This is a genomic window from Pseudomonas sp. P4_C1, assembly GCF_056402155.1.
This window is the reverse complement of sequence record NZ_JBFUHY010000003.1, coordinates 127,080-151,639: the sequence shown is the minus strand read 5'-3', so window position 1 is coordinate 151,639 and position 24,560 is coordinate 127,080. Positions and strand designations below refer to the sequence as shown.

The 24,560-nt window shown below is 61.7% G+C and carries 22 protein-coding genes; 8 read left to right on the top strand and 14 right to left on the bottom strand.

Annotation, left to right across the window (positions count from 1 at the left end):
- Positions 1 to 26: 26 nt before the first annotated feature.
- Positions 27 to 386 carry a PilZ domain-containing protein gene (locus tag AC1DU9_RS03170; protein WP_223463884.1) on the bottom strand — a complete coding sequence of 120 codons (360 nt, stop codon included), beginning with the start codon at positions 384 to 386 and terminating at the stop codon, positions 27 to 29.
- Positions 387 to 622: 236 nt separating this feature from the next.
- On the bottom strand, positions 623 to 997 hold the full coding sequence (locus AC1DU9_RS03165; RefSeq protein ID WP_477809724.1) for a tetratricopeptide repeat protein: 375 nt from the start codon (positions 995 to 997) through the stop codon (positions 623 to 625).
- Positions 998 to 1,168: 171 nt separating this feature from the next.
- Between AC1DU9_RS03165 and pyk the strand changes: the two genes are divergently transcribed.
- Positions 1,169 to 2,620, top strand: coding sequence for a pyruvate kinase (pyk, locus tag AC1DU9_RS03160; RefSeq protein ID WP_223463886.1), 1,452 nt, complete (start codon positions 1,169 to 1,171; stop codon positions 2,618 to 2,620).
- Positions 2,621 to 2,827: 207 nt separating this feature from the next.
- Here pyk and AC1DU9_RS03155 read toward each other — a convergent pair whose 3' ends face one another.
- From AC1DU9_RS03155 to AC1DU9_RS03145, 3 genes are read right to left on the bottom strand one after another with little or no spacing between them, the layout of a single operon-like run.
- The gene (locus AC1DU9_RS03155) at positions 2,828 to 3,577 is read right to left on the bottom strand and encodes an enoyl-CoA hydratase-related protein (protein ID WP_223460061.1); all 750 of its coding nucleotides are present in this window, start codon (positions 3,575 to 3,577) and stop codon (positions 2,828 to 2,830) included.
- 29 nt (positions 3,578 to 3,606) lie between these two features.
- Positions 3,607 to 4,542 (bottom strand): iron-sulfur-binding ferredoxin reductase, encoded by a 936-nt coding sequence (locus tag AC1DU9_RS03150; protein WP_477809723.1) that lies wholly within the window; start codon positions 4,540 to 4,542, stop codon positions 3,607 to 3,609.
- On the bottom strand, positions 4,535 to 5,641 hold the full coding sequence (locus tag AC1DU9_RS03145) for a GGDEF domain-containing protein (RefSeq protein WP_223460056.1): 1,107 nt from the start codon (positions 5,639 to 5,641) through the stop codon (positions 4,535 to 4,537). Before AC1DU9_RS03145 ends, AC1DU9_RS03150 begins: the two co-directional genes overlap by 8 nt.
- A gap of 290 nt (positions 5,642 to 5,931) precedes the next feature.
- Between AC1DU9_RS03145 and AC1DU9_RS03140 the strand changes: the two genes are divergently transcribed.
- The 5 genes from AC1DU9_RS03140 (at position 5,932) to AC1DU9_RS03120 (ending at position 13,230) form a co-directional block, all read left to right on the top strand.
- On the top strand, positions 5,932 to 7,455 hold the full coding sequence (locus AC1DU9_RS03140) for a fumarate hydratase (RefSeq protein WP_223460054.1): 1,524 nt from the start codon (positions 5,932 to 5,934) through the stop codon (positions 7,453 to 7,455).
- Between the two features lie 190 nt (positions 7,456 to 7,645).
- Positions 7,646 to 9,412 carry a sensor histidine kinase gene (locus AC1DU9_RS03135; RefSeq protein WP_477809722.1) on the top strand — a complete coding sequence of 589 codons (1,767 nt, stop codon included), beginning with the start codon at positions 7,646 to 7,648 and terminating at the stop codon, positions 9,410 to 9,412.
- Positions 9,406 to 10,740 carry a sigma-54-dependent transcriptional regulator gene (locus AC1DU9_RS03130; RefSeq protein ID WP_223460049.1) on the top strand — a complete coding sequence of 445 codons (1,335 nt, stop codon included), beginning with the start codon at positions 9,406 to 9,408 and terminating at the stop codon, positions 10,738 to 10,740. The genes AC1DU9_RS03135 and AC1DU9_RS03130 overlap by 7 nt, the downstream gene beginning before the upstream one ends.
- A 314-nt stretch (positions 10,741 to 11,054) precedes the next feature.
- Positions 11,055 to 12,374: an MFS transporter gene (locus AC1DU9_RS03125; protein ID WP_223460047.1), complete on the top strand. Its 1,320-nt coding sequence runs from the start codon at positions 11,055 to 11,057 to the stop codon at positions 12,372 to 12,374.
- Between the two features lie 232 nt (positions 12,375 to 12,606).
- Positions 12,607 to 13,230: a flavin reductase family protein gene (locus AC1DU9_RS03120; RefSeq protein ID WP_223460045.1), complete on the top strand. Its 624-nt coding sequence runs from the start codon at positions 12,607 to 12,609 to the stop codon at positions 13,228 to 13,230.
- Positions 13,231 to 13,233: 3 nt separating this feature from the next.
- On the opposite strand, the gene AC1DU9_RS03115 is transcribed toward AC1DU9_RS03120, so the two are convergent.
- Together AC1DU9_RS03115 and AC1DU9_RS03110 are read right to left on the bottom strand one after the other, a co-directional pair.
- A complete protein-coding gene (locus AC1DU9_RS03115) occupies positions 13,234 to 13,464 on the bottom strand; it encodes a hypothetical protein (RefSeq protein WP_223460043.1) in 231 nt (76 codons plus the stop codon).
- Positions 13,465 to 13,505: 41 nt separating this feature from the next.
- Positions 13,506 to 13,859 (bottom strand): putative quinol monooxygenase, encoded by a 354-nt coding sequence (locus AC1DU9_RS03110; protein ID WP_223460041.1) that lies wholly within the window; start codon positions 13,857 to 13,859, stop codon positions 13,506 to 13,508.
- A 339-nt stretch (positions 13,860 to 14,198) separates the two neighbouring features.
- Between AC1DU9_RS03110 and AC1DU9_RS03105 the strand changes: the two genes are divergently transcribed.
- Positions 14,199 to 15,128, top strand: a complete 930-nt coding sequence (locus AC1DU9_RS03105; RefSeq protein ID WP_223460039.1) for an AraC family transcriptional regulator — start codon at positions 14,199 to 14,201, stop codon at positions 15,126 to 15,128.
- A 130-nt stretch (positions 15,129 to 15,258) separates the two neighbouring features.
- Here the strand turns inward: AC1DU9_RS03105 and AC1DU9_RS03100 are convergent, their stop codons facing one another.
- The 6 genes from AC1DU9_RS03100 to AC1DU9_RS03075 form a co-directional block, all read right to left on the bottom strand.
- On the bottom strand, positions 15,259 to 16,314 hold the full coding sequence (locus AC1DU9_RS03100; RefSeq protein WP_150757246.1) for an ABC transporter ATP-binding protein: 1,056 nt from the start codon (positions 16,312 to 16,314) through the stop codon (positions 15,259 to 15,261).
- Between the two features lie 18 nt (positions 16,315 to 16,332).
- The gene (locus AC1DU9_RS03095; RefSeq protein ID WP_223460037.1) at positions 16,333 to 17,181 is read right to left on the bottom strand and encodes an ABC transporter permease; all 849 of its coding nucleotides are present in this window, start codon (positions 17,179 to 17,181) and stop codon (positions 16,333 to 16,335) included.
- Positions 17,178 to 18,086, bottom strand: a complete 909-nt coding sequence (locus tag AC1DU9_RS03090) for an ABC transporter permease (RefSeq protein ID WP_223460035.1) — start codon at positions 18,084 to 18,086, stop codon at positions 17,178 to 17,180. The genes AC1DU9_RS03095 and AC1DU9_RS03090 overlap by 4 nt, the downstream gene beginning before the upstream one ends.
- 193 nt (positions 18,087 to 18,279) lie before the next feature.
- Positions 18,280 to 19,383 (bottom strand): ABC transporter substrate-binding protein, encoded by a 1,104-nt coding sequence (locus AC1DU9_RS03085; protein ID WP_007986100.1) that lies wholly within the window; start codon positions 19,381 to 19,383, stop codon positions 18,280 to 18,282.
- A gap of 296 nt (positions 19,384 to 19,679) precedes the next feature.
- Complete coding sequence (locus AC1DU9_RS03080; RefSeq protein WP_477809721.1) at positions 19,680 to 21,128, bottom strand: aldehyde dehydrogenase family protein; 1,449 nt, start codon at positions 21,126 to 21,128, stop codon at positions 19,680 to 19,682.
- On the bottom strand, positions 21,125 to 22,762 hold the full coding sequence (locus tag AC1DU9_RS03075; protein WP_223460031.1) for a 5-guanidino-2-oxopentanoate decarboxylase: 1,638 nt from the start codon (positions 22,760 to 22,762) through the stop codon (positions 21,125 to 21,127). Before AC1DU9_RS03075 ends, AC1DU9_RS03080 begins: the two co-directional genes overlap by 4 nt.
- A 161-nt stretch (positions 22,763 to 22,923) precedes the next feature.
- On the opposite strand from AC1DU9_RS03075, the gene AC1DU9_RS03070 reads away from it, so the two are divergent.
- On the top strand, positions 22,924 to 23,805 hold the full coding sequence (locus tag AC1DU9_RS03070; protein ID WP_150728056.1) for a LysR substrate-binding domain-containing protein: 882 nt from the start codon (positions 22,924 to 22,926) through the stop codon (positions 23,803 to 23,805).
- Between the two features lie 129 nt (positions 23,806 to 23,934).
- Here AC1DU9_RS03070 and AC1DU9_RS03065 read toward each other — a convergent pair whose 3' ends face one another.
- Positions 23,935 to 24,549, bottom strand: a complete 615-nt coding sequence (locus tag AC1DU9_RS03065; RefSeq protein ID WP_477809720.1) for an NAD(P)-dependent oxidoreductase — start codon at positions 24,547 to 24,549, stop codon at positions 23,935 to 23,937.
- Positions 24,550 to 24,560: the final 11 nt, after the last annotated feature.

Sequence of the window (24,560 nt, the reverse complement as noted above, 5' to 3'; positions counted from 1 at the left end):
CACTCACAGCCGGTTTCCCGGTGATCTCAAGCCGAAGCCGGCAACGGCAGAAAACTGAAATACTGCTTCAACGCCTCGACCAAATGCCCATACTCCGGCGGCGCCCGTTGCAGGCTGAACCCGGTGTCGTAATGTTGGGGGGTTGCGTCTTCGTGGCACCACAGACAACAGGCTTGCAGATCGATGATCTGCTGGCCACCTTCGATACCGGGAATTTTCAGACGCAGGTTGAAGTCGGCGCCGATCATCATCGGCAACTGGCTGATCAGCATCAGCCCGTCTTCGCAGACATTGCCCAGATTGCCGATGGGTTTGCCGGTGATGCCGTTGAACACTTTCAGGAAGTACGGCAATTGATGCCGCTCGATTCGGCGGTCGGTGAACATGTGCAATTTCGCTATGCAAGGCTCTTAAGCAGAGCCGCACTACTGCTTCGGAACGGGTACGCATTAAATCTTTGCCCGCTCTCCCTGCTTCCGGTGCGCCATTCCTTGTAGCGCAGAGTCTTGCTTGTGCCGGTCACAGGTGTTGCCCCGGCTCATCAGAGGCAACGCTCTAAAACCGGTTCATTGGACTATAGCTCAGCACCGCCGGGGAGCCAGCGATCAGAGGGTTATCGACATCAGAACTGCGTCGGTTTAACGGCCGCCGCACTGCGCGTCGGATAGTGGCCCAGGCTCTGCAGGGTTTCAATGCGGGCATGGGCACGGTAGGCGTACTCGCTCTGTGGATAGGACGCCATGATGAACTGATAGGTCTTGGCCGCGTCGATAAACATCTTCTGTCGCTCCAGGCACAGGCCGCGCATCATCGACACTTCCGGCCACACGTAAGGCCGCGCGCGGCTGTCGCGTTCGACCTTGGACAGTTCGAGCATCACCTGCTCGCAATTGCCCCGGTCATAGGCGCTGTAGGCATTGTTCAAATGATGGTTCATCGACCAACGGGTGCAGCCCGTGGCGCTGAGGGCAAGGGCGGCAATGAGCACGAATCGCATGGGGGATCTCCTGTCTTGTGCCCTGTATCGGCCCATGGTCGGAAATCTTCAGGCTGCCGGACGTAAAGTTGCAGGGTTCAATAAAGAAAGAAATAAGTAGTGCAAACGAACAATGACTACAACATCGGAGCATAGTAGCCTCACTCAGCGCTTGAACTCAGGAGTCTTTGCATGTCCGTCCGTCGTACCAAAATCGTCGCTACCCTTGGCCCGGCCAGTAACTCGCCGGAAGTTCTCGAACAGCTGATTCTGGCTGGCCTGGACGTCGCCCGCCTGAACTTCTCCCACGGCACCCCCGACGAGCACAAGGCTCGCGCGAAGCTGGTGCGTGACCTCGCCGCCAAGCACGGCCGCTTCGTCGCCCTGCTGGGTGATCTGCAAGGCCCGAAAATCCGTATCGCCAAATTCGCCAACAAGAAGATCGAGCTGAAGATCGGTGATCAATTCACCTTCTCCACCAGCCATCCTCTGACCGAAGGCAACCAGCAAGTGGTCGGCATCGACTACCCGGACCTGGTCAAGGACTGCGGCGTGGGCGACGAGCTGCTGCTCGACGACGGCCGCGTGGTGATGCGCGTCGATACCGCCACCGCCACCGAACTGCACTGCACCGTGACCATCGGCGGTCCGCTGTCCGACCACAAAGGCATCAACCGTCGCGGTGGCGGCCTGACCGCTCCGGCCCTGACTGAAAAAGACAAGGCTGACATCAAGCTCGCTGCGGAAATGGAAGTCGACTACCTCGCGGTATCCTTCCCGCGTGACGCCGCCGACATGGAATACGCCCGTCAACTGCGCGACGAAGCCGGTGGCACTGCCTGGCTGGTGGCGAAGATCGAACGCGCCGAAGCCGTGGCCGACGACGAAACCCTCGACGGCCTGATCAAGGCGTCCGACGCGGTGATGGTTGCCCGTGGCGACCTGGGTGTGGAAATCGGCGACGCCGAGCTGGTGGGCATCCAGAAAAAGATCATTCTGCACGCACGCCGCCACAACAAGGCGGTGATCGTCGCGACCCAGATGATGGAGTCGATGATCCAGAACCCGATGCCGACCCGCGCTGAAGTGTCCGACGTAGCCAACGCCGTGCTCGACTACACCGATGCCGTGATGCTCTCGGCGGAAAGCGCCGCTGGCCTGTACCCGCTGGAAGCCGTTCAGGCCATGGCGCGCATCTGCATCGGTGCCGAAAAGCATCCGACCAGCAAGACCTCCAGCCACCGCATCGGCAAAGAGTTCGAGCGCTGCGACGAAAGCATCGCACTGGCGACCATGTACACCGCCAACCACTTCCCGGGCGTGAAGGCGATCATCGCCCTGACCGAAAGTGGCTACACCCCGCTGATCATGTCGCGCATCCGCTCCTCGGTGCCGATCTACGCGTTCACCCCACACCGCGAAGCCCAGGCTCGCGCGGCGATGTTCCGTGGCGTGTACACCATCCCGTTCGATCCGGCTTCGCTGGCGCCGAACGAAGTCAGCCAAAAGGCGATCGACGAGCTGGTCAAGCGCGGCGTAGTGGAAAAAGGCGACTGGGTCATCCTGACCAAGGGCGACAGCTACCACACCACCGGCGGCACCAACGGCATGAAGATCCTGCACGTTGGCGATCCGATGGTCTGAGTGACCGGTTGCTGAAAAACAAAAGCCCCGCCATGTGAATGGCGGGGCTTTTTGTTTTCTGATCCGAAAGTTGTGTTGTTCAGGCTGGCCTCATCGCGAGCAAGCTCGCTCCCACATTGTCCGCAGATGCTCACAGATCATGTGTCCACCACGAATCCCTGTGGGAGCGAGCTTGCTCGCGATGGGGCCGGCCCTGACACCGAAAACTCAATGCCGCTTGATAAACCCGGTCAACGCCGCCAACGCTTCCGGCGACCGCAGCCGCTGAGTAAACAAAGCACCCTCTTCTTCTATCACCTTGCGCACCAACTCCCGATCCGGCGCCTTCATCAATTGCTTGCTGATCCGCACCGCTTCCGACGGCAGCGACTCAAAGCGCAACGCCATCTCCCGCGCCTTGGCCAAGGCCTCCTCGCCACTGCCCAGCGCCTCGGACGCAATGCCCCACGCGGCCGCCTGTTCACCATTGAAACCATCACCGAGCAGCAACAACTCCGCTGCCTTGGCCTGCCCGAGCAAACGCGGCAGGATCAGGCTGGAGCCAAACTCCGGGCACAGGCCAAGGTTGACGAACGGCATACGCAAGCGTGCATCGCGGCTGACGTAGACCAGATCGCAATGCAGTAGCATCGTCGTGCCAATGCCCACCGCCGCGCCAGCCACGGCGGCGATCACCGGTTTGCGGCATTCGAGCAGATTGAGCATGAAGTGAAACACCGGGCTGTCGAGGCCGTTCGGTGGTTGCTGGATGAAGTCGGCGATGTCGTTGCCGGCGGTGAAGCATTCGGCAGAGCCGGTGATCAGCACGGCGTTGATCCCGGGGTCGCTGTCGGCCTGTTTCAACGCCTCGGCCAAGTGGCTGTACATGGCACGGGTCAGGGCGTTTTTCTTGTCCGGGCGATTCAGGCGCAGGGTCAACAGGCCGCGTTCGCGTTCAACTTCGATGGCATCGGTCATGGCAGGTCTCGCGTCTGAAAAGTCAGCGCTCAACCACGGGGCAGGAATACATCGGCCAGCAGTTGATTGCGCGGCAACCCCGCCAGGTACAGGCGCCGGGCAAAGGCATCGACACTGTCGGGGGCTCCGCAGAGTAAGGCCAGGGTTTGCCGCGAAACAAGCCGCAGTTGCGCCAAAGCCGCCGGCAACTCGGCCGGGGTCCACAGTTCGACACTCAGGTTCGGACGACTGGCTGCCATGGCTTGCAGGGGTTTGGCCAGGTAGTGCTCATCGGCATCATGGGCCAGGTGAATGACGCGGATGGCGCCTTGGTGATCCTGCCGCAGCGCTTCGCGCAAGACGCCAAACAATGGCCCCAACCCGGTGCCGGCCGCCATCAACCACAACGGCCGGGCGTGCCAGTCCGGATCGTAATGCAAGGCGCCGCCGCGCAGCTCACCGAGGCGGATCGGATCGCCGATGCGCAATTGCCTGGCGGCATCGCTGAATTCCCCGGGCTTGCGGCAATCGAGATGAAACTCCAGAAAGCGGTCTTCTTGCGGCAGGCTGGCGAGGGAATACGGCCGCGCCACGCTGCCCGTCCACAACACCAGGTGCTGGCCGGCGCTGTAGCGCAATGGCCGCTGCGGGATGATCCGCAAACGCAGCACCGTAGTGCTCAGCCAATCGACCGCCGCGACCTCAGCCGGATGGCCATCGAGCTGCGGGTCGAAGGCGTGCACCTGCAAGTCCTCGATCACCTGGCACTGGCACGCCAGGCGCCAGCCCTGTTCACGCTGCTGTGCACTCAAGGCATCCGGGCGGCTGTCGCTCGGCAGGCCCTGCACACACTGCACCAGGCACGCATGACAACTGCCGGCGCGGCAACTGTAGGGCACCGGCACGCCGTTCTGATTCAGTGCGTCGAGCAGATTGCTGCCCGCCGCCACCGACCAGCGAAGTTCACCGACCCGCAGCTCAGGCATCGACGTTCTCCCACGCCGCCGCGCATCGATTACGGCCGTCACGCTTGGCGCGATAGAGCGCCTGATCGGCCTGTTGCAAGGCGTCATCGAGATCGTCGCCCAGCTCCAGCAGGGTCATGCCGGCGGACAGGCTGAGGTTGCGCACATCCAGGCCGATCAACTCGACATCGGTGAACGCGATGCGCAGCCGTTCGCAGCACGAAGTCAGACTGTCGGCATCGCAATCGGGCAGCAGCACCACGAACTCTTCACCGCCGTAACGGGCCAGAACGTCACCGTCGCGCAGGCACGCGGTGGCAACGCCGGCGAAGGCTTGCAGCACCTGATCGCCAGCGGCGTGACCGTGCAGGTCGTTGATGCGTTTGAAATGGTCGAGGTCGATCAGCGCCAGGCCGTGCACCACATCGGCGTCCATGGCGTTCAACTCGCGGGAAGCCAGGCGCAGGAAATGCCGGCGATTGAACAGGCCAGTGAGCTCGTCGGTGGCCACCAGGTCTTCGAGCTGGCGCATCATCCCGCGCAAGGTGTCCTGGTGCGCCTGCAAGGCAAAACGTCGCTGGCGCATGCGTTGTCGCGAAGTCTGTACATGGCGGGCATACAGCACCAGCCACACCAGTACGATGAGCAGTACACAGACTTGGAGCACCGCCATGGCCGGGTCAGGCAGCTGGAAGTGGTAGCCCTCCCACAGCGTGATCGCGCTGAAACTGAAGAACACCAGCAGCGCGCACCGTACAAAGGACCTGCGTGACAGATGGAACAGGCCGAATAGCAGGATCAGCACGTAAAACACCAGAAACGCACCCCTGGCTTCGTCCAGATGGGCGATCAGCCAGGTTTGCCAGCCCAGCCCCAGCAACACTTGCGCCTCGGTCAGGCTGGGGTCGGCGAAACGCAGGTTGTAGCCGCTGTAAAACACCGCGAACAGGGAGGCCTGGCTAATCACCACCAGCGTGCTGCCGATGATGACACTGGAAAGCGGCGCGTCGTAGTGACCGGTAAAAAACGCCAGCCAAAGCAACAGCAATGCCAGGGCATAGGTGCCGGCCGCGAGGGCGAAACGTTTGAGCAACAGGCGCTGGATGGCGTTATGGGTCAATCGTTGATTCACCGAATGAAAGGAGACTGACAGAGCGTCCTACTCTACAGACCGAATGTCACTTTAGTGGTGTGGCCGATAAATGACCATTCAATTTTCGGGATGGCCTTATGCGACCAACGATTGACTGCCGGCGCGTGTGCCTGTCCGCGAGGCGCGGTATACTGCCGCGCCTTTTTAGCGTCGCGCCAGCTTGCCCGGCGTGCCTTGAAAGGTGCTTGCAACCGACCGATGCACCCAAGCTGCAAGCACCTTATTGAATGTTCCCGTCTTTTAGAGGAGCGCGACTCATGACCGTGATCAAGCAAGACGACCTGATTCAGAGCGTTGCCGACGCCCTGCAATTCATTTCCTACTACCACCCCGTGGATTTCATCCAGGCGATGCACGAGGCCTACCTGCGCGAAGAATCGCCAGCGGCCCGCGACTCGATGGCACAGATCCTGATCAACTCGCGCATGTGCGCCACCGGCCACCGCCCGATCTGCCAGGACACCGGCATCGTCACAGTGTTTGTCCGTGTCGGTATGGACGTGCGCTGGGACGGCGCCACCATGGGCCTGGACGACATGATCAACGAAGGCGTACGTCGCGCCTACAACCTGCCGGAAAACGTCCTGCGTGCTTCGATCCTCGCCGACCCGGCGGGCGCTCGCAAGAACACCAAGGACAACACCCCGGCCGTGATCCACTACTCCATCGTTCCGGGTAACACCGTGGAAGTGGACGTGGCGGCCAAGGGCGGCGGTTCCGAGAACAAGTCGAAAATGGCCATGCTCAACCCGTCCGACTCGATCGTCGACTGGGTGCTGAAAACCGTCCCGACCATGGGCGCCGGCTGGTGCCCACCGGGCATGCTCGGCATCGGCATCGGCGGCACCGCCGAGAAAGCCGCGGTCATGGCCAAGGAAGTGTTGATGGAATCCATCGACATTCACGAGCTCAAAGCGCGTGGCCCACAGAACCGCATCGAAGAAATGCGTCTGGAGCTGTTCGAGAAGGTCAACCAGTTGGGCATCGGTGCCCAGGGCCTCGGTGGCCTGACCACCGTGCTCGATGTGAAGATCATGGACTACCCGACCCATGCAGCCTCGCTGCCGGTGTGCATGATCCCTAACTGCGCCGCCACCCGTCACGCGCACTTCGTGCTCGACGGTACAGGTCCAGCCTCGCTGGAAGCGCCACCGCTGGATGCCTACCCGGAAATCGTCTGGGAAGCCGGCCCGTCGGCCCGTCGCGTCAACCTCGACACCCTGACGCCTGAAGAAGTGCAGAGCTGGAAACCGGGCGAAACCGTCCTGCTCAACGGCAAAATGCTAACCGGTCGCGACGCTGCGCACAAACGCATGGTCGAGATGCTGAACAAGGGTGAAACCCTGCCGGTAGACCTCAAAGGTCGCTTCATCTACTACGTCGGCCCGGTCGATCCGGTCGGTGACGAAGTGGTTGGCCCGGCCGGCCCTACCACCGCCACGCGGATGGACAAGTTCACCCGTCAGATTCTCGAGCAGACCGGTTTGCTGGGCATGATCGGCAAATCCGAGCGCGGCCCGACCGCGATCGAAGCGATCAAGGACCACAAGGCCGTTTATCTGATGGCAGTGGGCGGCGCGGCTTACCTGGTGGCGCAAGCGATCAAGAAGTCCCGCGTTGTCGCTTTCGCCGAACTGGGCATGGAAGCGATCTACGAGTTCGACGTCAAGGACATGCCTGTGACCGTTGCGGTCGACAGCAAGGGCGAGTCGGTGCACATCACAGGTCCCGCCATCTGGCAGCAAAAGATCAGTGAAAGCCTGGCGGTGGAAGTGCAATAAACAGCACTCCCCCCCTGAAAAAAACCGGCCGGTCGGCAACGACAGGCCGGTTTTTTTTGGGGCTGGCAAAAATCTGATTCCACAAACGACCAACGCATTGAAACCACCGTCAGCGCATGGCTTCCAGCGAGTGATGAACACTGTCCGCATGGTATGGTGCTCCCCCTTATTTTCGTCTGTTGTTCTGAGCATGCTGCTGACTTCCCGATCGCTGCGCCTGGCGCTGTACACCCTATTGATCATCGCCGGTGCCGCCATCGTCGCCACGCTGGCCATGCGCCACGCCGTACGCCAGTCAATGGTCGAAGACGCGGCCCGCGCCAATCAGCAACTGGCGCTGTATGCCACGTCCCTGCATACCCTGATCGAACGTTACCGCGCCCTGCCCGCGGTGCTGGCGCTGGACCCGGAACTGCGCTCGGCGCTCAAGGGGGCAGTGAGCCCCGGGCAACAGGATGCGCTGAACCGCAAACTGGAAAAGATCAATGGTGCCGCCGAATCCTCGACCCTGGAATTGCTCGACCGCAGCGGCCTCGCCGTGGCGGCGAGCAACTGGCGTTTGCCCAGCAGCTATGTCGGTCACAACTACGGTTTCCGCCCTTACTTCAACCAGACCCGCACCCAGGGCACCGGGCGCTTTTATGCCGTGGGCGTGACCAGCGGGATTCCCGGCTACTTCCTCTCCAGCGCGGTCAGCGATGACGATGGCCAGTTCCTCGGCGCCATGGTGGTAAAACTGGAGTTTCCCGAACTGGAGCGGGAGTGGCGTCAGGGCAGCGACACGCTGCTGGTCAGCGACGCACGCGGGATCATCTTCATCGCCAACCAGCCGGGCTGGCGCTATCGCCTGCTCAAGCCGCTGAGCGACAGCGATCATGCCGAACTCAAGACCACCCGCCAATACGACAAGCAGCCGCTGACGCCACTCGATTTTCAATCGTTGCGGCGCTTCGACGACAACAGTGACCTGGCTCGGGTTGACGGCCCGGACGGCAAGGCGGATTACCTGTGGGAATCCCTGCCGCTGAGCACCGAGGGCTGGACCCTGCACCTGCTGCGTCGCCCGCAGGTCGCCTTCGAAGACAGCCGCAACGCCGCGCTTGCCGCGGCCGGGTTGTGGCTGACCCTGGTGTTCCTGTTGCTGTTTCTCAACCAGCGCTGGCGCCTGGCGAAAATGCGCCAGCGCAGTCGCGAAGAACTCGAACGACTGGTAGAAGAACGCACCCGCGACCTGCGCACCGCCCAGGAAGGCCTGGTGCAATCGGCCAAACTCGCGGCGCTGGGGCAGATGTCCGCCGCCCTGGCCCACGAAATCAACCAGCCGCTCACCGCCCAGCGCATGCAGCTGGCAACCTTGCGCCTGCTGCTCGACCACGGCCGGGTCGACGATGCCTACAAGGCGCTCAAACCGGTGGATGAAATGCTCACGCGCATGGCCGCCCTCACCGGCCATCTGAAAACCTTCGCCCGCAAAAGCCCCAGCGGTTTGCGCGAACGCCTGGACCTGGCGGCGGTGGTGGATCAGTCGCTGCAACTGCTCGACACCCGGCTGCGCGACGAACAGGTCAGCACGGTGCTGCACCTGACCCGCCCGGCCTGGGTGCGTGGCGATGCGATTCGCCTGGAGCAGGTGCTGATCAACCTGCTGCGCAACGCCCTCGATGCGATGCAGGACAAACCCTGCAAACGCCTGGAAATCCGCCTCGAAGCCGACGAGCAATTGTGGCGCCTGAGCGTGATCGACAATGGTGGCGGTATCGCCGAAGAGAACCTGTCCAAGGTCTTCGATCCGTTCTTCACCACCAAACCGGTAGGCGATGGCCTGGGGATCGGTTTGGCCGTATCGTTCGCCATCGTTCACGAATCCGGCGGACGCCTGAGTGCCGGCAATCATGACAAAGGCGCTGTGTTTACCGTGACTTTGCCCATCGACCTGGAGGTGCATGAAGCATGCTGAACTCAGTGATCGTGGTCGACGACGAAAGCAGCATCCGCAGTGCTGTCGAGCAATGGTTGAGCCTGTCGGGTTTCGAGGTGCAGCTGTTCAGCCGCGCCGACGAATGCCTGGCGCAATTGCCCAGGCATTTTGCCGGGGTGATTCTCAGCGATGTGCGCATGCCCGGCATGACCGGCCTGGAACTGCTGGCCGAGGTGCAACGCCGGGATGCCGATTTGCCGGTGATCCTGCTGACCGGCCACGGCGATGTGCCGATGGCCGTCGAAGCCATGCGCGACGGCGCCTACGATTTCCTGGAGAAACCCTTCAGCCCGGAAACCCTGCTCGGCAGCCTGCGCCGCGCCCTCGACAAGCGTCGGCTGGTGCTGGAAAACCGCGCGCTGCACGAACAGGCGGACAACCGTGCCAAGCTGGATGCCACGTTGCTCGGCGTGTCCCGGGGCCTGCAAAACCTGCGTCGGCAGGTTCTCGATCTGGCGGCGCTGCCGGTCAACGTTTTGATCCGCGGTGAAACCGGCAGCGGCAAGGAACTGGTCGCCCGCTGCCTGCACGACTTCGGGCCGCGGGCCGACAAGCCCTTTGTGGCGCTCAACTGCGCGGCTATCCCCGAGCAATTGTTCGAGGCCGAGCTGTTCGGTCACGAGAGCGGCGCGTTCACCGGGGCGTCTGGCAAGCGTATCGGCAAGCTCGAATACGCCGACGGCGGCACGTTGTTTCTCGATGAAATCGAAAGCATGCCCCTGGCCCAGCAGGTGAAACTGCTGCGGGTGTTGCAGGAGCAAAAGCTTGAACGACTGGGCTCGAACCAGAGTATCCGCGTGGATTTGCGCATCATCGCCGCGACCAAACCGGACCTGCTCGACGAGGCTCGGGCCGGGCGTTTTCGCGAAGACCTGGCCTATCGTTTGAACGTCGCAGAACTACGCCTGCCGCCCTTGCGCGAACGCCGTGAAGACATTCCGCTGCTGTTCGAATCCTTTGCCCAAAACGCCGCCGAACGGCTGGGACGTAAATTTCCACCGTTGAGCGGCGCACAGTTGAGTCACCTGCTGAGCCACGATTGGCCAGGCAATGTGCGCGAACTGGCGAACGTCGCCGAGCGTCAGGTATTGGGGTTGGGTGAGCCGGAGCCCTTGGGCATCGAGCCCGGCCAGTCACTGGCAGCGCAGCAGGAAGCGTTCGAAGCGCAATGCCTGCGTGCCGCGTTGACCCGACACAAGGGCGATGTGAAAGCGGTACTCGAAGAACTGCAACTGCCGCGCCGGACCTTCAATGAAAAGATGCAGCGGCATGGGTTGAGCCGGGAGATGTTTTTGCAGGACAGCTGAGTTTTTGCAGTGCCTGCCCTGCCCCCATCGCGAGCAAGCTCGCTCCCACAATGTTCGGCGTACACAGATCCACTGTGGGAGCGAGCTTGCTCCGGGCGGCGTTCCGACGATGAGGCCGGCAAAGGCAAAACAAATACACAAGCCGACAAGCAATTTTCCGCTCATCACCAAACTTTTATAAGCGGATTTCCGCTCACCAAAACACCACCACCCTTCTAAACCGGCCCTCTCCCCCTTGGCACAGCTCCTGCTATAGCCCCTGCAGGCTGCGTTTATTCGCGCTCCACAAAAACAATTAAATGAAGGATCCTTCAATGGATAACTCCAACTCCCTGCCGCTTGGGTCGGCTGCCGCACCGACCAAGGAAAGAACCACCGCCAGTCGCATCAAATCGATCTTCAGCGGTTCAGTCGGCAACATGGTCGAGTGGTACGACTGGTACGTCTACGCCGCATTCTCCCTGTACTTCGCCAAGACCTTCTTCCCCAAAGGCGACACCACCGCCCAACTGCTCAACACCGCCGCGATCTTCGCCGTGGGCTTCCTGATGCGTCCGATCGGAGGCTGGCTGATGGGTCTGTATGCCGACAAGGTCGGGCGCAAAAAGGCCCTGATGGCCTCGGTGTACCTGATGTGCTTCGGCTCGCTGCTGATCGCCCTGAGCCCGAGCTATGAAGTCATCGGCATCGGCGCGCCGATCCTGCTGGTGTTCGCGCGTTTGCTGCAAGGCCTGTCGGTGGGTGGCGAATACGGTACCTCCGCCACCTACCTCAGCGAGATGGCGACCAAGGAACGTCGTGGCTTCTACTCCAGCTTCCAGTACGTGACCCTGATTTCCGGCCAGCTCATCGCCCTGGCGGTGTTGATCGTGCTGCAACAACTGCTGACCACCGAAGAGCTCTACGCCTGGGGCTGGCGCATCCCGTTCGCCATCGGCGCGCTGTGTGCCGTGGTTGCGCTCTATCTGCGTCGTGGCATGGAAGAAACCGAGTCCTTCACCAAGAAAGAAAAAGCCAAGGAAAGCGCGATGCGCACCTTGATGCGTCACCCCAAGGAACTGATGACCGTGGTCGGCCTGACCATGGGCGGCACCCTGGCGTTCTACACCTACACCACGTACATGCAGAAATACCTGGTGAACACCGTCGGCATGAGCATTTCCGACTCCACCACCATTTCCGCCGCCACGCTGTTCCTGTTCATGTGCCTGCAACCGATCATCGGCGGGCTGTCGGATAAAATCGGTCGCCGGCCAATCCTGATTGCCTTCGGCATCCTGGGAACCCTGTTCACCGTGCCGATCCTCACCACCCTGCACACCATCCAGACCTGGTGGGGCGCGTTCTTCCTGATCATGGCGGCGCTGATCATCGTCAGCGGCTACACCTCGATCAACGCCGTGGTGAAAGCCGAACTGTTCCCGACCGAAATCCGCGCGCTGGGCGTGGGCCTGCCGTACGCACTGACCGTTTCGATCTTCGGCGGCACCGCTGAATACATCGCGCTGTGGTTCAAGAGCATCGGCATGGAGACGGGTTACTACTGGTACGTGACCGCGTGCATTGCCGTGTCGTTGCTGGTGTACGTCACCATGAAAGACACCCGCAAGCATTCGCGGATTGTCACGGACTAAATCAAGCCTCAAGGAAAAGGGGCAGATCTCACCGGGGTCTGCCCCTTTTTTATTGAATCAACATAACCCCTTGTGGGAGCGAGCCTGCTCGCGATGGAGTGTCAGTCGACACCAACTTATCTGATACACCATCGCGAGCAAGCTCGCTCCTACAGAGGGTAGAGTCGACTGGAATTCAGCGGTTCATCCTTGCACTATGAACGCCACCCGAACTACGCCCTGGAATTACTCCATGCCCGACGACATCCACTTCTACGAACCCGCCAACGGCCACGGCTTGCCCCACGATCCGTTCAACGCCATCGTCGGCCCGCGCCCCATCGGCTGGATCTCTTCACAGAATGCCGAGGGCCACCTGAACCTGGCGCCCTACAGCTTTTTCAACGCTTTCAACTACATTCCGCCGATCATCGGGTTTTCCAGCGTCGGGCGCAAAGACAGCCTGAACAACATCGAACAAACCGGCGAATTCGCCTGGAACCTGGCCACGCGGCCGTTGGCCGAGCAGATGAACCAGAGCTGTGCGATGGTCGGGCCTGATGTTAATGAATTCGAACTGGCCGGGCTGACGACCGTTGCCTCGAAGGTCATCCAGGTGCCACGGGTGGCCGAGAGCCCGGTGTCCTTCGAGTGCAAGGTCACGCAGATCATTCAGTTGCAACGGGCGGACGGCAATGTAGTGCCCAGCTGGCTGATCCTCGGCGAAGTGGTCGCCGTGCATATCGCCAAATGGCTGTTGAAGGATGGGATATACGACACCGCCGCGGCAGAACCGATTCTGCGCGGCGGCGGGCCAGCGGATTATTTCCAGCTGGGGCCCGAGGCGTTATTCAAGATGTACCGCCCGGGGCGGTGAGAATCACCAGAGCAGGTCGGTGTTTTCCTTGACGTCCTTGAGGTGAGTCAGTTCCTTGGCGGCCGCATCATCGGCCTCGTGAGCGGTCTTGAAGACCTGGCCTTCCAGCACTTTGTGAAAACGCGGGGCGCCGGCACCACCCAGCGCTTTGACGGCGATAGCGGCGTGATAACCACCCTCGCCCGGTACTACAGCGGAAACAGCTTCGAAGTGATCAAAGGCTTTACGTGCCATGTCGCGAATCCTGGCTGGTTGAGAATGCCATCATTAAACCCTCAACCGGCCAGTTTGTGTACCGCCGCTTCGGACTGGCGCAAGGCCTGCGCCGCCGTGACATCCTTGAAGGTGTGGAAATCCAGGCTGTTGACCACCAGCTCCTGTACCAGCTCGGCAAAAATCTCCATTGCCGGCGTGCTGAAGTACGCAGTCATGGCCTGCTGATTGCTCCAGAAACCGGAGACCAGCCACAGCTGCGGATCGCACTGCGAATGCTGCAAGGCAAAGCTAAGGCAGCCAGGCGCTGCGCGGGACGGTTCGATCAGGGCACTGAGACGCACACCGAGTTCCGCCGAGCGCCCGGTGCGCGCTCGAACGAAGGCCATATGACTGACGGGGATCTGCTTGGACATGTTCAACCCTCCCGGGGAGTCGCGTGGCAGCCGGGGGACGGGCTGCGACAGGATCAAAGGTTAAGGGCGGCGACGCCTGTCTCGTTAGTCGATTCCTGCCGGCGCGTTGCACAATCCTGCGAAACTGCATGGACCACCTGTAACAAACGGTAAAACCCTGTCACGGTTCTGCCATACGAGTTTCAAGCAAGTTCTTCAGGCACATGGCTCTAGTAGCTACACCGCCGGTGGACCCCGGGCAGAATCAGGCAAGCATCCGGCAGGATGTGTCTACCGCTACCGCTTGCACAAACTTATGCTCTGCCCCATTCCCTCCATGCCTTGCCGAGGATGCCGCGCATGTCGTCACTCGATCACTTTCAAGCCCCGCTGGACACCGACATGGAAAAGCAGCGCGCGGAACTGGCGGCCATCATCCGCCGCAACACCGCCGAAGATGGCAGTTATGCCACGGCCATCGGCTCGCTGTTCATGTCCCGCCACAGCCAGTCCCACGAGTTCGCTCCGGTACTCGCGCAACCGGCGCTGTGCATCATGGCCCAGGGGCGCAAGGAAGTTCAGCTGGCCAACGAATACTTCAACTACGACCCACTGAATTACCTGGTGGTCTCGGTCTCGATGCCGCTGAGTGGACGAGTGGTGGATGTCTCGGCCGAGGAACCGATCCTGGCCTTGCGCCTGGACATCGACCCGACGGAAATCACCGCACTGATCGCCGACGCTGGCCCCCTCGGCGTGCCTACCCGGCCGACCGGACGCGGGCTGTATGTCGAAAAAATCGACACCGCGATGCTCGACGCGGTGCTGCGCCTGGCGCGGTTGCTGGACACGCCGAAAGACATCGCCATGCTGGCGCCGCTGATTCGTCGGGAAATACTCTACCGATTGTTGCGCAGCAAGCAGGGGCATCGACTGTATGAAATCGCCATCGCCAACAGTCAGAGCCATCGCATCAGCCAGGCGATCAAATGGCTCAACGGCAACTTTGAACAGCCGTTGCGCATTGATGATCTGGCCAAGGAAGTGAACCTGAGCGTGTCGACGCTGCATCACCGCTTCAAGGCGATGACGGCGATGAGTCCGTTGCAGTATCAGAAGCAGTTGCGCCTTCAGGAAGCCCGGCGATTGATGCTGGCCGAAGGGCTGGAAGCTTCGGCGGCGGGGTATCGGGTCGGGTATGAAAGCCCTTCACAGTTCAGCCGGGAGTACAGCCGGTTGTTCGGGGCGCCGCCGTTAAGGGATCTGGCGCGGTTGCGGTTATCGGTCTGATCCAGAGTTTTTGTTGGTTGTGCCGGCCCCATCGCGAGCAAGCTCGCTCCCACATTGGACGGTGTACGCCGATACCTGTGGGAGCGAGCTTGCTCGCGATGGGGCCGGTCAGGCCAACATCAAACCCGGATCAGGCGCCAAGTACCCGGCAAGCCTCCACCGGCAAGGTCACCGACACCGGATGCCCAACGCTCAGGCCAAAGCCCTGGCACGGCGTGCTCAGTGCGGTAAACGACACCCCGGAACACTCCACCGTGGTCTCGATGGTCGCACCGATATCGCGCACGAAGGTCACCTTGCCCAGCAAGCGGTTGCCTGCGGTCGCCTGCGGAGCCGACAGTTGCAGGTCTTCCGGGCGAATCAGCATCTTCACCTTCTCACCGGCCACAATGCTGCTGCAGATCGGCACTTGCAGCGCATCGCCGCCCGGCAAGCTGACCTTGCCGTTACCCAGCACCGTGGCCGGGAAGATGTTGCCCGAGCCGATGAAGTCCGCGACGAACTCGTTGGCCGGGTGGCGGTAGATCTCGATCGGCGTGCCCACCTGCTGCACCTTGTGCTCACCCAATACGACCACGATATCGGCCATGGTCATGGCCTCGCGCTGGTCATGGGTCACCATAATGGTGGTGATGTTCAGGCGTTGTTGCAGTTGACGGATTTCCACCTGCATCGACTCGCGTAGCTTGGCGTCCAGCGCTGACAACGGTTCGTCGAGCAGGAGGATTTTCGGGTGCGAGGCAATCGCCCGGGCAATCGCCACGCGCTGGCGTTGGCCGCCGGACAGCTTGGCCACCGGACGATTGATCATCGCTTGCAGCTGGATCAGTTCCAGCAACTCCACCACCCGCGCCTGCTGGTCAGCCTTGCTGACCCCGCGCAGTTTCAGCGGATAGGCGATGTTCTCGCCCACGGTCATGTGCGGGAACAACGCCAGGGACTGGAACACCATGCCGAAATTGCGCAGGTGCGCCGGGGTGTTGCCGATGTCTTCGCCATCCAGGCGGATCTCGCCGCCGGTCAGGGTTTCAAGGCCGGCAATCATGCGCAGCAAGGTGGTTTTGCCGCAGCCCGAAGGGCCGAGGAAACACACCAGTTTGCCCTCGGGCAAATGCAGGTTCACATCGGTTACCGCGCAGGCCGAGCCGTAATGTTTCTCGACGTTTTCCAGAATCAGACCAGACATGTGAATCACCTCAAGAAATCAGAACGAAACGCCACCTTCACCAACCAGTTTTTCGAGCGCCCAGATCAGGACGAAGTCGATCAACACGATCAGCACGGCAAACGAAAATACGGTCGGGTCGAGCGAAGACACGGTGCGGCTGTACATCCAGATCGGCACGGTCATCACATCGATGGTGTAGAGGAAGTAGGTCACGGTGAATTCGTTGAACGAGACGATGAACGCCAGCAGCATGCCCGCCAGGATCCCCGACTTCATCAACGGCACCACCACATCGACAATTGCCCGCAGCGGCGACGCGCCGAGCATTTGCGCGGCCTCTTCGACTTCGCTGCCGATGGAGAGCATGGCCGCCGTGCAGTTTTTCACCACGAACGGCAATGCGAGGATCACGTGGGCAATCACCAGGCGCGAGGTGGTCATCTGGAACGGCAGGCTGTCAAACACCAGCAGCAACGCCAGACCCAACACCACCATCGGGAACACCAGTGGCAACGACATCAATTGCAGCGCCACGGCCTTGCCACGGAACTCGCAACGGGTCAGCGCGTAGGCCGCTGGCACCGCGATGATGGTCGCGAAGACCATGGTCAGGCAGGACACCATCAGGCTGGTGGTCATGGCTTTGCCCAGGCTCAACACATCGCTGGCGTCCGGCGACACAAAGGTGTGCCAGGCGGCCTTGTACCATTGCAGGCTGTAGCTGCTCGGCGGGAAGTCGAGGTTCGACGCGCCGCTGAACGACATCACGATCATGGTCAGGATCGGCAACACCGCCAACAGCAGGATGAAGCCCGAGAGGATGCCGGCAAACTTGCCGGTATCACCCGGCAACAGCGACTGGCGCTTCTTGGTCAGGGTACTCATTGCGAAGCCTCCAGCATGCGGCGACGGCGGCCAGTGATGTATTCGGACAGGGTCATGATCGCGAGGGTGGTGACGATCAGCACCACACCGGCGGCGGACGCGGCGGGCCAGTTCATCAGCGGGGCGATCTGGTCATGCACCATCACCGCCAGCATCGGCACGCGCCGGCCACCGAGCAGCAACGGCACCACGAAACTGCTGGCGTTGTAGGCAAACACCAGGGTCGCACCGGTAATGATCCCCGGCAGACTCATCGGCAATACCACCTGGCGGAACACCTGGAAGCGGCTGGCGCCGAGGGTCGCGGCGGCTTCTTCGTAGCTGCGGGCAACGCCGCGCATGGCGCTGGCAATCGGCAACACGGCCAGCGGGAAGGCAGTTTGCACCAGGCCCATCAACACGCCGTTCTGGTTGTACAGCAGCATGATCGGGCGCTTGATCAGGCCCAGGCCCATCAGGGTCTGGTTGAGCATGCCACCGGGACCGAGGATCACCAGCCAGCCGTAGCTTTGCAGCAGCAAGTTGACCAGCAAGGGCAGCAACACCGCCGCCAGGAAGATGCGGCGCACGAACGGCGAGGTCAGGCGCGACATGGTGTAGGCCACCGGTATCGCCAGGATCACTGCGATCACCGCGCTGATCAGCGCCAGGCGCAGGGTCAGCATCAGCGATTTGAGGTAATAGGGTTCCAGCAACTGGGCGTAACTGGCCAGGCTGAACCCGGACCATTCCGCGCCTTTGGTGCCCACGCTCATGCGCAGTACCAGCAGGCTCGCGGCAATCAGTACGCCAAGAAACAGCATCGACGGCGAGAGGAAAAACCAGGCCCGCGTCGTTGGCGAAACACCCCGAGCGGCGCGCACGGGGGCGGCACTCACCGGATGAGTCAGAGGTTGGTGTTCCATAGCAAAGGTCTCGTCAATGGAAAGCAGCTGACAAACACAAGACTCAAGCTCACTTTGCCCCCTGTGGGAGCGAGCTTGCTCGCGATGACTGCCTATCAGTCGCCAATGATGTCGACTGACACTCCGCTATCGCGAGCAAGCTCGCTCCCACAGGGGATCTTCAGTGTTTGAAGATCCTGTGTACGTCACTCGATCAGGAAGAAAAGATTTCCGTGTAACGACGAATCCATTGGTCATGCACAGTCGCCAGGAAGGCGTTGTCGTGCATGATCGCCTTCTCGGCAATCTGCTCCGGCGTGAGGATGTACGGGCTCTTGCGCGCTTCGGCGGAGATGATCGCCTTGGCGTTGACCGGGCCGTTATAGATGTCTTCAGCCATCTTGCCCTGCACCAGCGGGTCCAGAGAGTGGTTGATGAAGGCGTAGGCCATGTCGGTATCGCCCGGACGATTCTTCGGCATCACCGACAGCATCAGGTCGGTGTAGAAACCTTCCTTCATGCCGAACGTGGCGCCCAGGCCGTAGTTCGGATCGCGGATCTGTTTCGGGAAGAACGCTGGTGCGTACAGGCCGCCCATGTCCAGGGAACCGGTGCGGAACAGTTCGGCGATCTGGTTCGGGTTTTCGCCCAGGGTCACCACACGATCCTTCAGCTCGGCGAGCTTCTTGAAGCCCGGTTCGATGTTGTGTTCGTCACCACCGGCCAGTTTGGCGGCGATGATGATCAGGTCCATGGCCTCGGTCCAGTTCGGCGGCGGCAGGAAGATGTTCGGGGCCAATTCTGGATCCCACAGGGCCGCGTAGCTGTCCGGTGCTTGTTTCTGGGTGCGGGTGCTGTAGACCAGGCTGTTGCACCACAGCAGGTAACCGATACCGTGGCCATTGGCGCCGGTGCGGTATTTCTCCGGTACATCGACGAGGTTGGGAATGCGGTTGAGGTCAGGTTTTTCCAGCAGGTTGGCGGCGGCCAGACCTTCGGCGCCGACGCCTGCCAGGGTGATGATGTCGTACTGCGGACGATCACCGCCGGCCTTGAGTTTGGCGACCATTTCCGAGGTACTGCCGGTGCGGTCAGCGATGACCTTGCAGCCGTACTTGTCTTCGAAGGTCGCGGCGATGTTGCGCAGTGCAGCCAGGCCGGTGTCATCGGACCAGGTCAGCAAACGCAGGGTCTTGCCGGCAAAACGTGTGTCGCTGGCATTGGCCTTGATGAACGGCATGCTCATTGCCGCTGCTGCAACCGAGGCTACGCCCACGGTCTTGATGAATTGACGTCTGTTCAGATCATGCTCGCCCATTACGGACTCCCTTTGTTTTTGTAGGTATAAGGCAGGTCGAAACTGTTGCATCCGCGCGACTGGACCAGCGTTATCCCTCGTATTTTCGGGGGTTTGGCTGAGCCAGCAAGTTCATCCTGAGGTCGTGTAAAACACCTGACTATCGATAAAAACTCATTGAAGCCATGACGCCAGCGCATGCCTCCTGTAGGAGCGAGCCTGCTCGCGAAAGGTGCAGAGGCACCGCGCTCGTTCAGGCTAACCGCGTCATCGTTGACGTCCTTCGCGAGCAGGGCTCGCTCCTACAGGGATTGGCGTCAGACGGCCCGGATCACGTGTTTTATTTCCTGGAAAGCCTGCAAGCCCCACGGCCCCAATTCACGGCCGATGCTGCTCTGCTTGTAGCCGCCCCAGGCGGTCTGCGGAAAGATCACCTGCGGCGCGTTGATCCACACAAGCCCCGCCTGCAATGCGTTGGCGACGCGATCGGCGGTCTGTGCATCGCGTGTCACCACGCTGGCCACCAGGCCAAACTGGCTGTCGTTGGCCAGGGCAATCGCTTCAGCCTCAGAGGAGAAACTGCGCACGCAGATCACCGGGCCGAAAATCTCTTCACACCACAGCGCACTGTCGAGGGGCACTTCGGTGAACACCGTCGGCTGCAAAAAATATCCGCGCGGCAGGTCGGCCGGGCGATTGCCACCGCAAACCAGCTTGGCGCCGGCACTCAGACCGCGGTCGATGTGACCGAGCACGCGCTGGTATTGCGCCTGATTGACCAGCGCGCCCATTTCCACGTTCGGCTCGAACGGGTCGGCCACGCGAATCGCTTCGGCACGCGCCTTCACGCGGGTCAGGAATTCATCGGCCAGCTCATCGGCGACCAGCACGCGGCTGGTGGCTGAGCACATCTGCCCGGCGTTGAAGAAACCACCGCCGCAGGCCACTTCCACCGCCAGGTCGAGATCGGCATCGGCCAGCACCAGCAGCGAAGATTTGCCGCCCAGCTCCAGGCTCACGCCCTTGACGGTTTCCGCCGCCCGTTGCATGACCTGCACGCCGACCGCATTGCTGCCGGTGAAGGAAATTTTCGCGATGCGCGAGTCAGCCGACAGGGGCGCGCCAACCGCGAGGCCAGTGCCGCACACCAGGTTGAACACGCCCGCAGGCAGCCCGGCCTCAGCGATGATCGCCGCCAGTTCCAGCTCCGGCAGCGGCGTCACTTCCGAAGGCTTGAGCACCACGCAGCAACCGGCGGCCAGGGCCGGGGCGAGCTTCCACGCAGTGGTGACCATCGGGAAGTTCCACGGCACGATCAAGCCGACCACACCGCACGGCTCACGGCGCAGGCGAGCGCTGAAGTCGTCGGTCGGCAGCTCTATCGCGCTGTCTTGTTTGGCGTCCAGGCCTTCGGCCAGGCCGGCGTAATACTCGAACGTGGCGATCACGTCATCAACGTCGATAGCCGCTTCGAACTGTGGCTTGCCGTTGTTGCTCGACTGCAAGTGCATCAGTTTTTCACGATTGGCCTGCACGCCCGCGGCGATTTTGCGCAGGATCGCGCCGCGTGCGGCACCCGTGGTTTTCGACCAGTCTGCGAACGCCTGGGTCGCCGCGCTTACCGCTTGATCAACAGCGTGCTCATCGCCGCCATTCACCGTGGTCAACAGGGCTTCGGTCGCAGGGTTGATCACCCGCAGGTGTTCGTTGCCGGCCGACCACTGGCCGTTGATGTACAGGCCATCCAGCGTTGTAGGGAACGTCATTTCGACACCGCCTGCATCCACTCGGCCTGGTCGATTTCAATCAGGGTCGGGCCTTGGCGATCAGTGGCCATACGCAATGCGCCTCGCAATTGCTCGACACTGCTGACCGCTTCGGCCGCACAACCCAGTGCCTTGGCCACACCGATGAAGTCCGGAGTGTAGATGTCCACGCCGACCGGCTCGATGTCGCGGTTGACCATGTATTTCTTGATCTCTTCGTAGCCCTGGTTATTCCACAGCAGCACGATCACCGGGGTGCGCGCCTCAACGGCGCTGGCCAGTTCCGGCAGAGTGAATTGCAGGCCACCGTCGCCGATCAGGCACACCACCGGAGGACGCGCGCCACCTTCGACGCTGCCACCGAGCCAGGCGCCAATCGCCGCCGGCAAGGCGTAGCCGAGGGTGCCGTAACCGGTGGACGAGTTGAACCAGCGACGCGGACGCTCCGGGTTGAACGTCAGGTTGCCGGTGTACACCGGTTGCGTCGAGTCGCCGACGAATACCGCGTTCGGCAATTCATGCAGCACGGTTTCGAGGAATCGCGTCTGAGCCAGGGTCGGTGCGTCCCAGGTCGCGGCCAGCTCTTCACGCAGACAAGCGGCGCGCACCTGGCCCCAATCGTTGCGGCGCTCGGCCAGGGACTTGTGCGACAAGGCGCTGAGCAAGGCCTGGGCGGCGTTGCGCGAGTCGGCCACCAATGCCACGTGCGGCGGGTAGTTGCGCACGGTCTGGTCCGGGTCGATGTCGACGCGCAGCAGTTGGCCTGGAATCTCGAAGCCACCGGCGAAGGTCACGTCGTAGTCGGTCTCGGCCAGCTCGGTGCCAATGGCCAGGACCACATCGGCCTCGGCGACCAGCGCACGGGTAGCGACCAGGCTCTGGGTCGAGCCGATCAGCAACGGGTGGCCGGAGGCGAGCATGCCCTTGGCATTGATGGTCAGCGCTACCGGTGCGTCCAGCAGCTCGGCCAGTTCAGTCAGCTCGGCCGCCGCGTCGATGGCACCGCCACCGGCGAGAATCAGCGGACGCTTGGCGTCGGCCAGCAATTCGGTCATGCGTGACACGGCGCTTGGCGAAGCACCGGCGCGGTCGATATTGACCGGCAGGCTGGCGAGCAAGTCGTCGGCTTCTTCGACCAATACGTCCAATGGAATTTCGATGTGCACCGGACGTGGACGGCCAGCCTGGAACAGTGCAAAGGCGCGAGCCAACACACCCGGCAACTCCGACGCCGACATCAGGGTGTGGGAGAACGCCGCGACACCGGCACACAGTGCGCCCTGGTTCGGCAGCTCATGCAGCTTGCCGCGACCGCCGCCCAACTGGCTGCGCGATTGCACGCTGGAGATCACCAGCATCGGGATCGAATCGGCGTAGGCCTGGCCCATGGCGGTGGTGATGTTGGTCATGCCAGGGCCGGTGATGATGAAGCACACACCGGGTTTGCCGCTGGTGCGGGCGTAGCCGTCGGCCATGAAGCCGGCGCCCTGTTCATGGCGCGGCGTGACGTGGTTGATGCTCGAACGGGCCAGCCCGCGATACAGCTCAACGGTATGCACCCCCGGAATGCCGAACACCTGCTCGACCCCGTAGTTTTCGAGTAACTTGACCAATACTTCGCCGCACGTCGCCATGTGAATTGCCCTTCTTGTTCGATTTGAGACGCCGGGCATGCGCTGTGTTTATGATGGATTCGCAGGCCCGGGAATGGCCTCATTGGAACGGGCGACAGGTAGCCGCAACAATGGATAAAAAGTCATACTAGCCATGTCCTCACGTCATACCTTGGATCCCAATGAAACGACTGCCTCCCCTGCCGGCGCTGCACACTTTTCTGATTACCGCGCAGTGCTGCAATTTCACCCGGGCCGCCGAACAGCTGCACATCACCCAGGGCGCGGTGAGTCGACAGATCGCCGGGCTGGAAGATCATCTGGGTTATGAGCTGTTCATCCGCCTGGCCCGAGGCCTGGACCTGACGGCCGAAGGGCGGGAATGGCTGCCACGGGTGCAGCAGATTTTCGGTCTGATCGACGAGGCGGTCGAGCAGATCGGCGAGAAGCGCGAAACCCTGCAACTCAAGGCCCCGACCTGCGTCATGCGCTGGTTGCTGCCGCGTCTGTTGCAATGGCAAAGGGAGCGCCCGGACGTGCCGGTGGAACTGACCACCACGGTCAAGCACGGCGTGGATTTTCATCGCGAGCAGTTCGATGCGGCGGTGATGTACGGCGCACCGCCGGACGATTCATTGATGTCGCAAAAACTCTTCGACGAACAACTCACGCCGGTGTGTTCCAGACCGATGCTCGAAGGCCCCATGCCCCTGCAGACCCCGGCCGATTTGCAACAGCACCTGTTGCTGCACCCGACCCGCGACGAGCGTGACTGGAAGGCCTGGTTGAAAGCCGCGGATGTGCATTTGACCAATGTCGGCAAGGGCCAGCATTTCGAAACACTGGACCTGGCGATGTCGATGGCGTCCCAGGGAACGGGGGTGGCGATTGGCGACTGGTCGCTGATCGGCGATGACCTGAACGCCGGGCGGCTGGTCATGCCATTCGAATTGAAGGTGACAACGGGGCTGGCGTACTACCTTGTTTTCCCCGAAAAACCCGGACCTTCGCCGAAGTTGCGTGAATTGATGGGGTGGTTGGTGGAGCAGGCGCAGAGCCGCTGAACTCTGAAAGGTCTGGTATGTACCCTGTGGGAGCGAGCTTGCTCGCGATGGCGTCGGGTCAGTCGACATCAATGCCGAATGATCAACCGCTATCGCGAGCAAGCTCGCTCCCACAGGTGATCGGTGTGCTCAATAACCGACTGTAAACCGCTGCCGCGAATGCTTCGGCGTTTCCACTTCGTCGAGCATCGCAATCGCGTAGTCGGCAAAGGTAATCCAGCTGCGCCCTTCGCTGCTCACCAGTAAATCATCCTGACCGAGGCGGAATTTCCCCGTGCGCTCGCCCTCGACAAATTCAGCCGACGGCGACAGGAAGGTCCAGTCCAGTTGCTGTTCCTGACGCAGGTTCCCCAGGAATTCGGCACCGGCACTGGCTTCGGCCTTATACGCGTCCGGAAAACCTTTGCTGTCGATCACCCGCGTGCCATCCGGCAACAGGAGCGAACCGGCCCCGCCCACGACCAGCAGGCGTTTGACTCCGGCCTGTTTCACCGGCCCGATGACAGCGCTGGCAGGCAGGGTCGCGAAATGCGCGGCGCTGATGACTACGTCATGGCCCTCGATGGTTGCTTGCAAAGCATTGGCATCCAATGCGTCGATGTCGCGCGTGATCACACCGGCACGCTGGCCGATTTTCGCCGTGTTGCGGGCAATGGCGGTAACGCTGTGACCACGACGCAGGGCTTCTTCCAGCAGTTGGCTACCAGCACGACCGGTGGCACCGATGATTGCGATTTTGCTCATGACACTCTCCA

Excerpts from the sequence above, each read along its gene's own strand:
- AC1DU9_RS03100 (WP_150757246.1), bottom strand. The coding sequence starts at position 16,314 with ATGTCTGGTCTGATTCTGGAAAACGTCGAGAAACATTACGGCTCGGCC.
- AC1DU9_RS03090 (WP_223460035.1), bottom strand. The coding sequence starts at position 18,086 with ATGGAACACCAACCTCTGACTCATCCGGTGAGTGCCGCCCCCGTGCGC.
- AC1DU9_RS03075 (WP_223460031.1), bottom strand. The coding sequence starts at position 22,762 with ATGGCGACGTGCGGCGAAGTATTGGTCAAGTTACTCGAAAACTACGGG.
- AC1DU9_RS03140 (WP_223460054.1), top strand. The coding sequence starts at position 5,932 with ATGACCGTGATCAAGCAAGACGACCTGATTCAGAGCGTTGCCGACGCC.
- AC1DU9_RS03065 (WP_477809720.1), bottom strand. The coding sequence starts at position 24,549 with ATGAGCAAAATCGCAATCATCGGTGCCACCGGTCGTGCTGGTAGCCAA.
- AC1DU9_RS03125 (WP_223460047.1), top strand. The coding sequence starts at position 11,055 with ATGGATAACTCCAACTCCCTGCCGCTTGGGTCGGCTGCCGCACCGACC.
- AC1DU9_RS03110 (WP_223460041.1), bottom strand. The coding sequence starts at position 13,859 with ATGTCCAAGCAGATCCCCGTCAGTCATATGGCCTTCGTTCGAGCGCGC.
- AC1DU9_RS03120 (WP_223460045.1), top strand. The coding sequence starts at position 12,607 with ATGCCCGACGACATCCACTTCTACGAACCCGCCAACGGCCACGGCTTG.
- AC1DU9_RS03155 (WP_223460061.1), bottom strand. The coding sequence starts at position 3,577 with ATGACCGATGCCATCGAAGTTGAACGCGAACGCGGCCTGTTGACCCTG.
- AC1DU9_RS03170 (WP_223463884.1), bottom strand. The coding sequence starts at position 386 with ATGTTCACCGACCGCCGAATCGAGCGGCATCAATTGCCGTACTTCCTG.
- AC1DU9_RS03115 (WP_223460043.1), bottom strand. The coding sequence starts at position 13,464 with ATGGCACGTAAAGCCTTTGATCACTTCGAAGCTGTTTCCGCTGTAGTA.
- AC1DU9_RS03150 (WP_477809723.1), bottom strand. The coding sequence starts at position 4,542 with ATGCCTGAGCTGCGGGTCGGTGAACTTCGCTGGTCGGTGGCGGCGGGC.
- AC1DU9_RS03085 (WP_007986100.1), bottom strand. The coding sequence starts at position 19,383 with ATGGGCGAGCATGATCTGAACAGACGTCAATTCATCAAGACCGTGGGC.
- AC1DU9_RS03080 (WP_477809721.1), bottom strand. The coding sequence starts at position 21,128 with ATGACGTTCCCTACAACGCTGGATGGCCTGTACATCAACGGCCAGTGG.
- AC1DU9_RS03095 (WP_223460037.1), bottom strand. The coding sequence starts at position 17,181 with ATGAGTACCCTGACCAAGAAGCGCCAGTCGCTGTTGCCGGGTGATACC.
- pyk (WP_223463886.1), top strand. The coding sequence starts at position 1,169 with ATGTCCGTCCGTCGTACCAAAATCGTCGCTACCCTTGGCCCGGCCAGT.
- AC1DU9_RS03135 (WP_477809722.1), top strand. The coding sequence starts at position 7,646 with ATGCTGCTGACTTCCCGATCGCTGCGCCTGGCGCTGTACACCCTATTG.
- AC1DU9_RS03130 (WP_223460049.1), top strand. The coding sequence starts at position 9,406 with ATGCTGAACTCAGTGATCGTGGTCGACGACGAAAGCAGCATCCGCAGT.
- AC1DU9_RS03105 (WP_223460039.1), top strand. The coding sequence starts at position 14,199 with ATGTCGTCACTCGATCACTTTCAAGCCCCGCTGGACACCGACATGGAA.
- AC1DU9_RS03165 (WP_477809724.1), bottom strand. The coding sequence starts at position 997 with ATGCGATTCGTGCTCATTGCCGCCCTTGCCCTCAGCGCCACGGGCTGC.
- AC1DU9_RS03070 (WP_150728056.1), top strand. The coding sequence starts at position 22,924 with ATGAAACGACTGCCTCCCCTGCCGGCGCTGCACACTTTTCTGATTACC.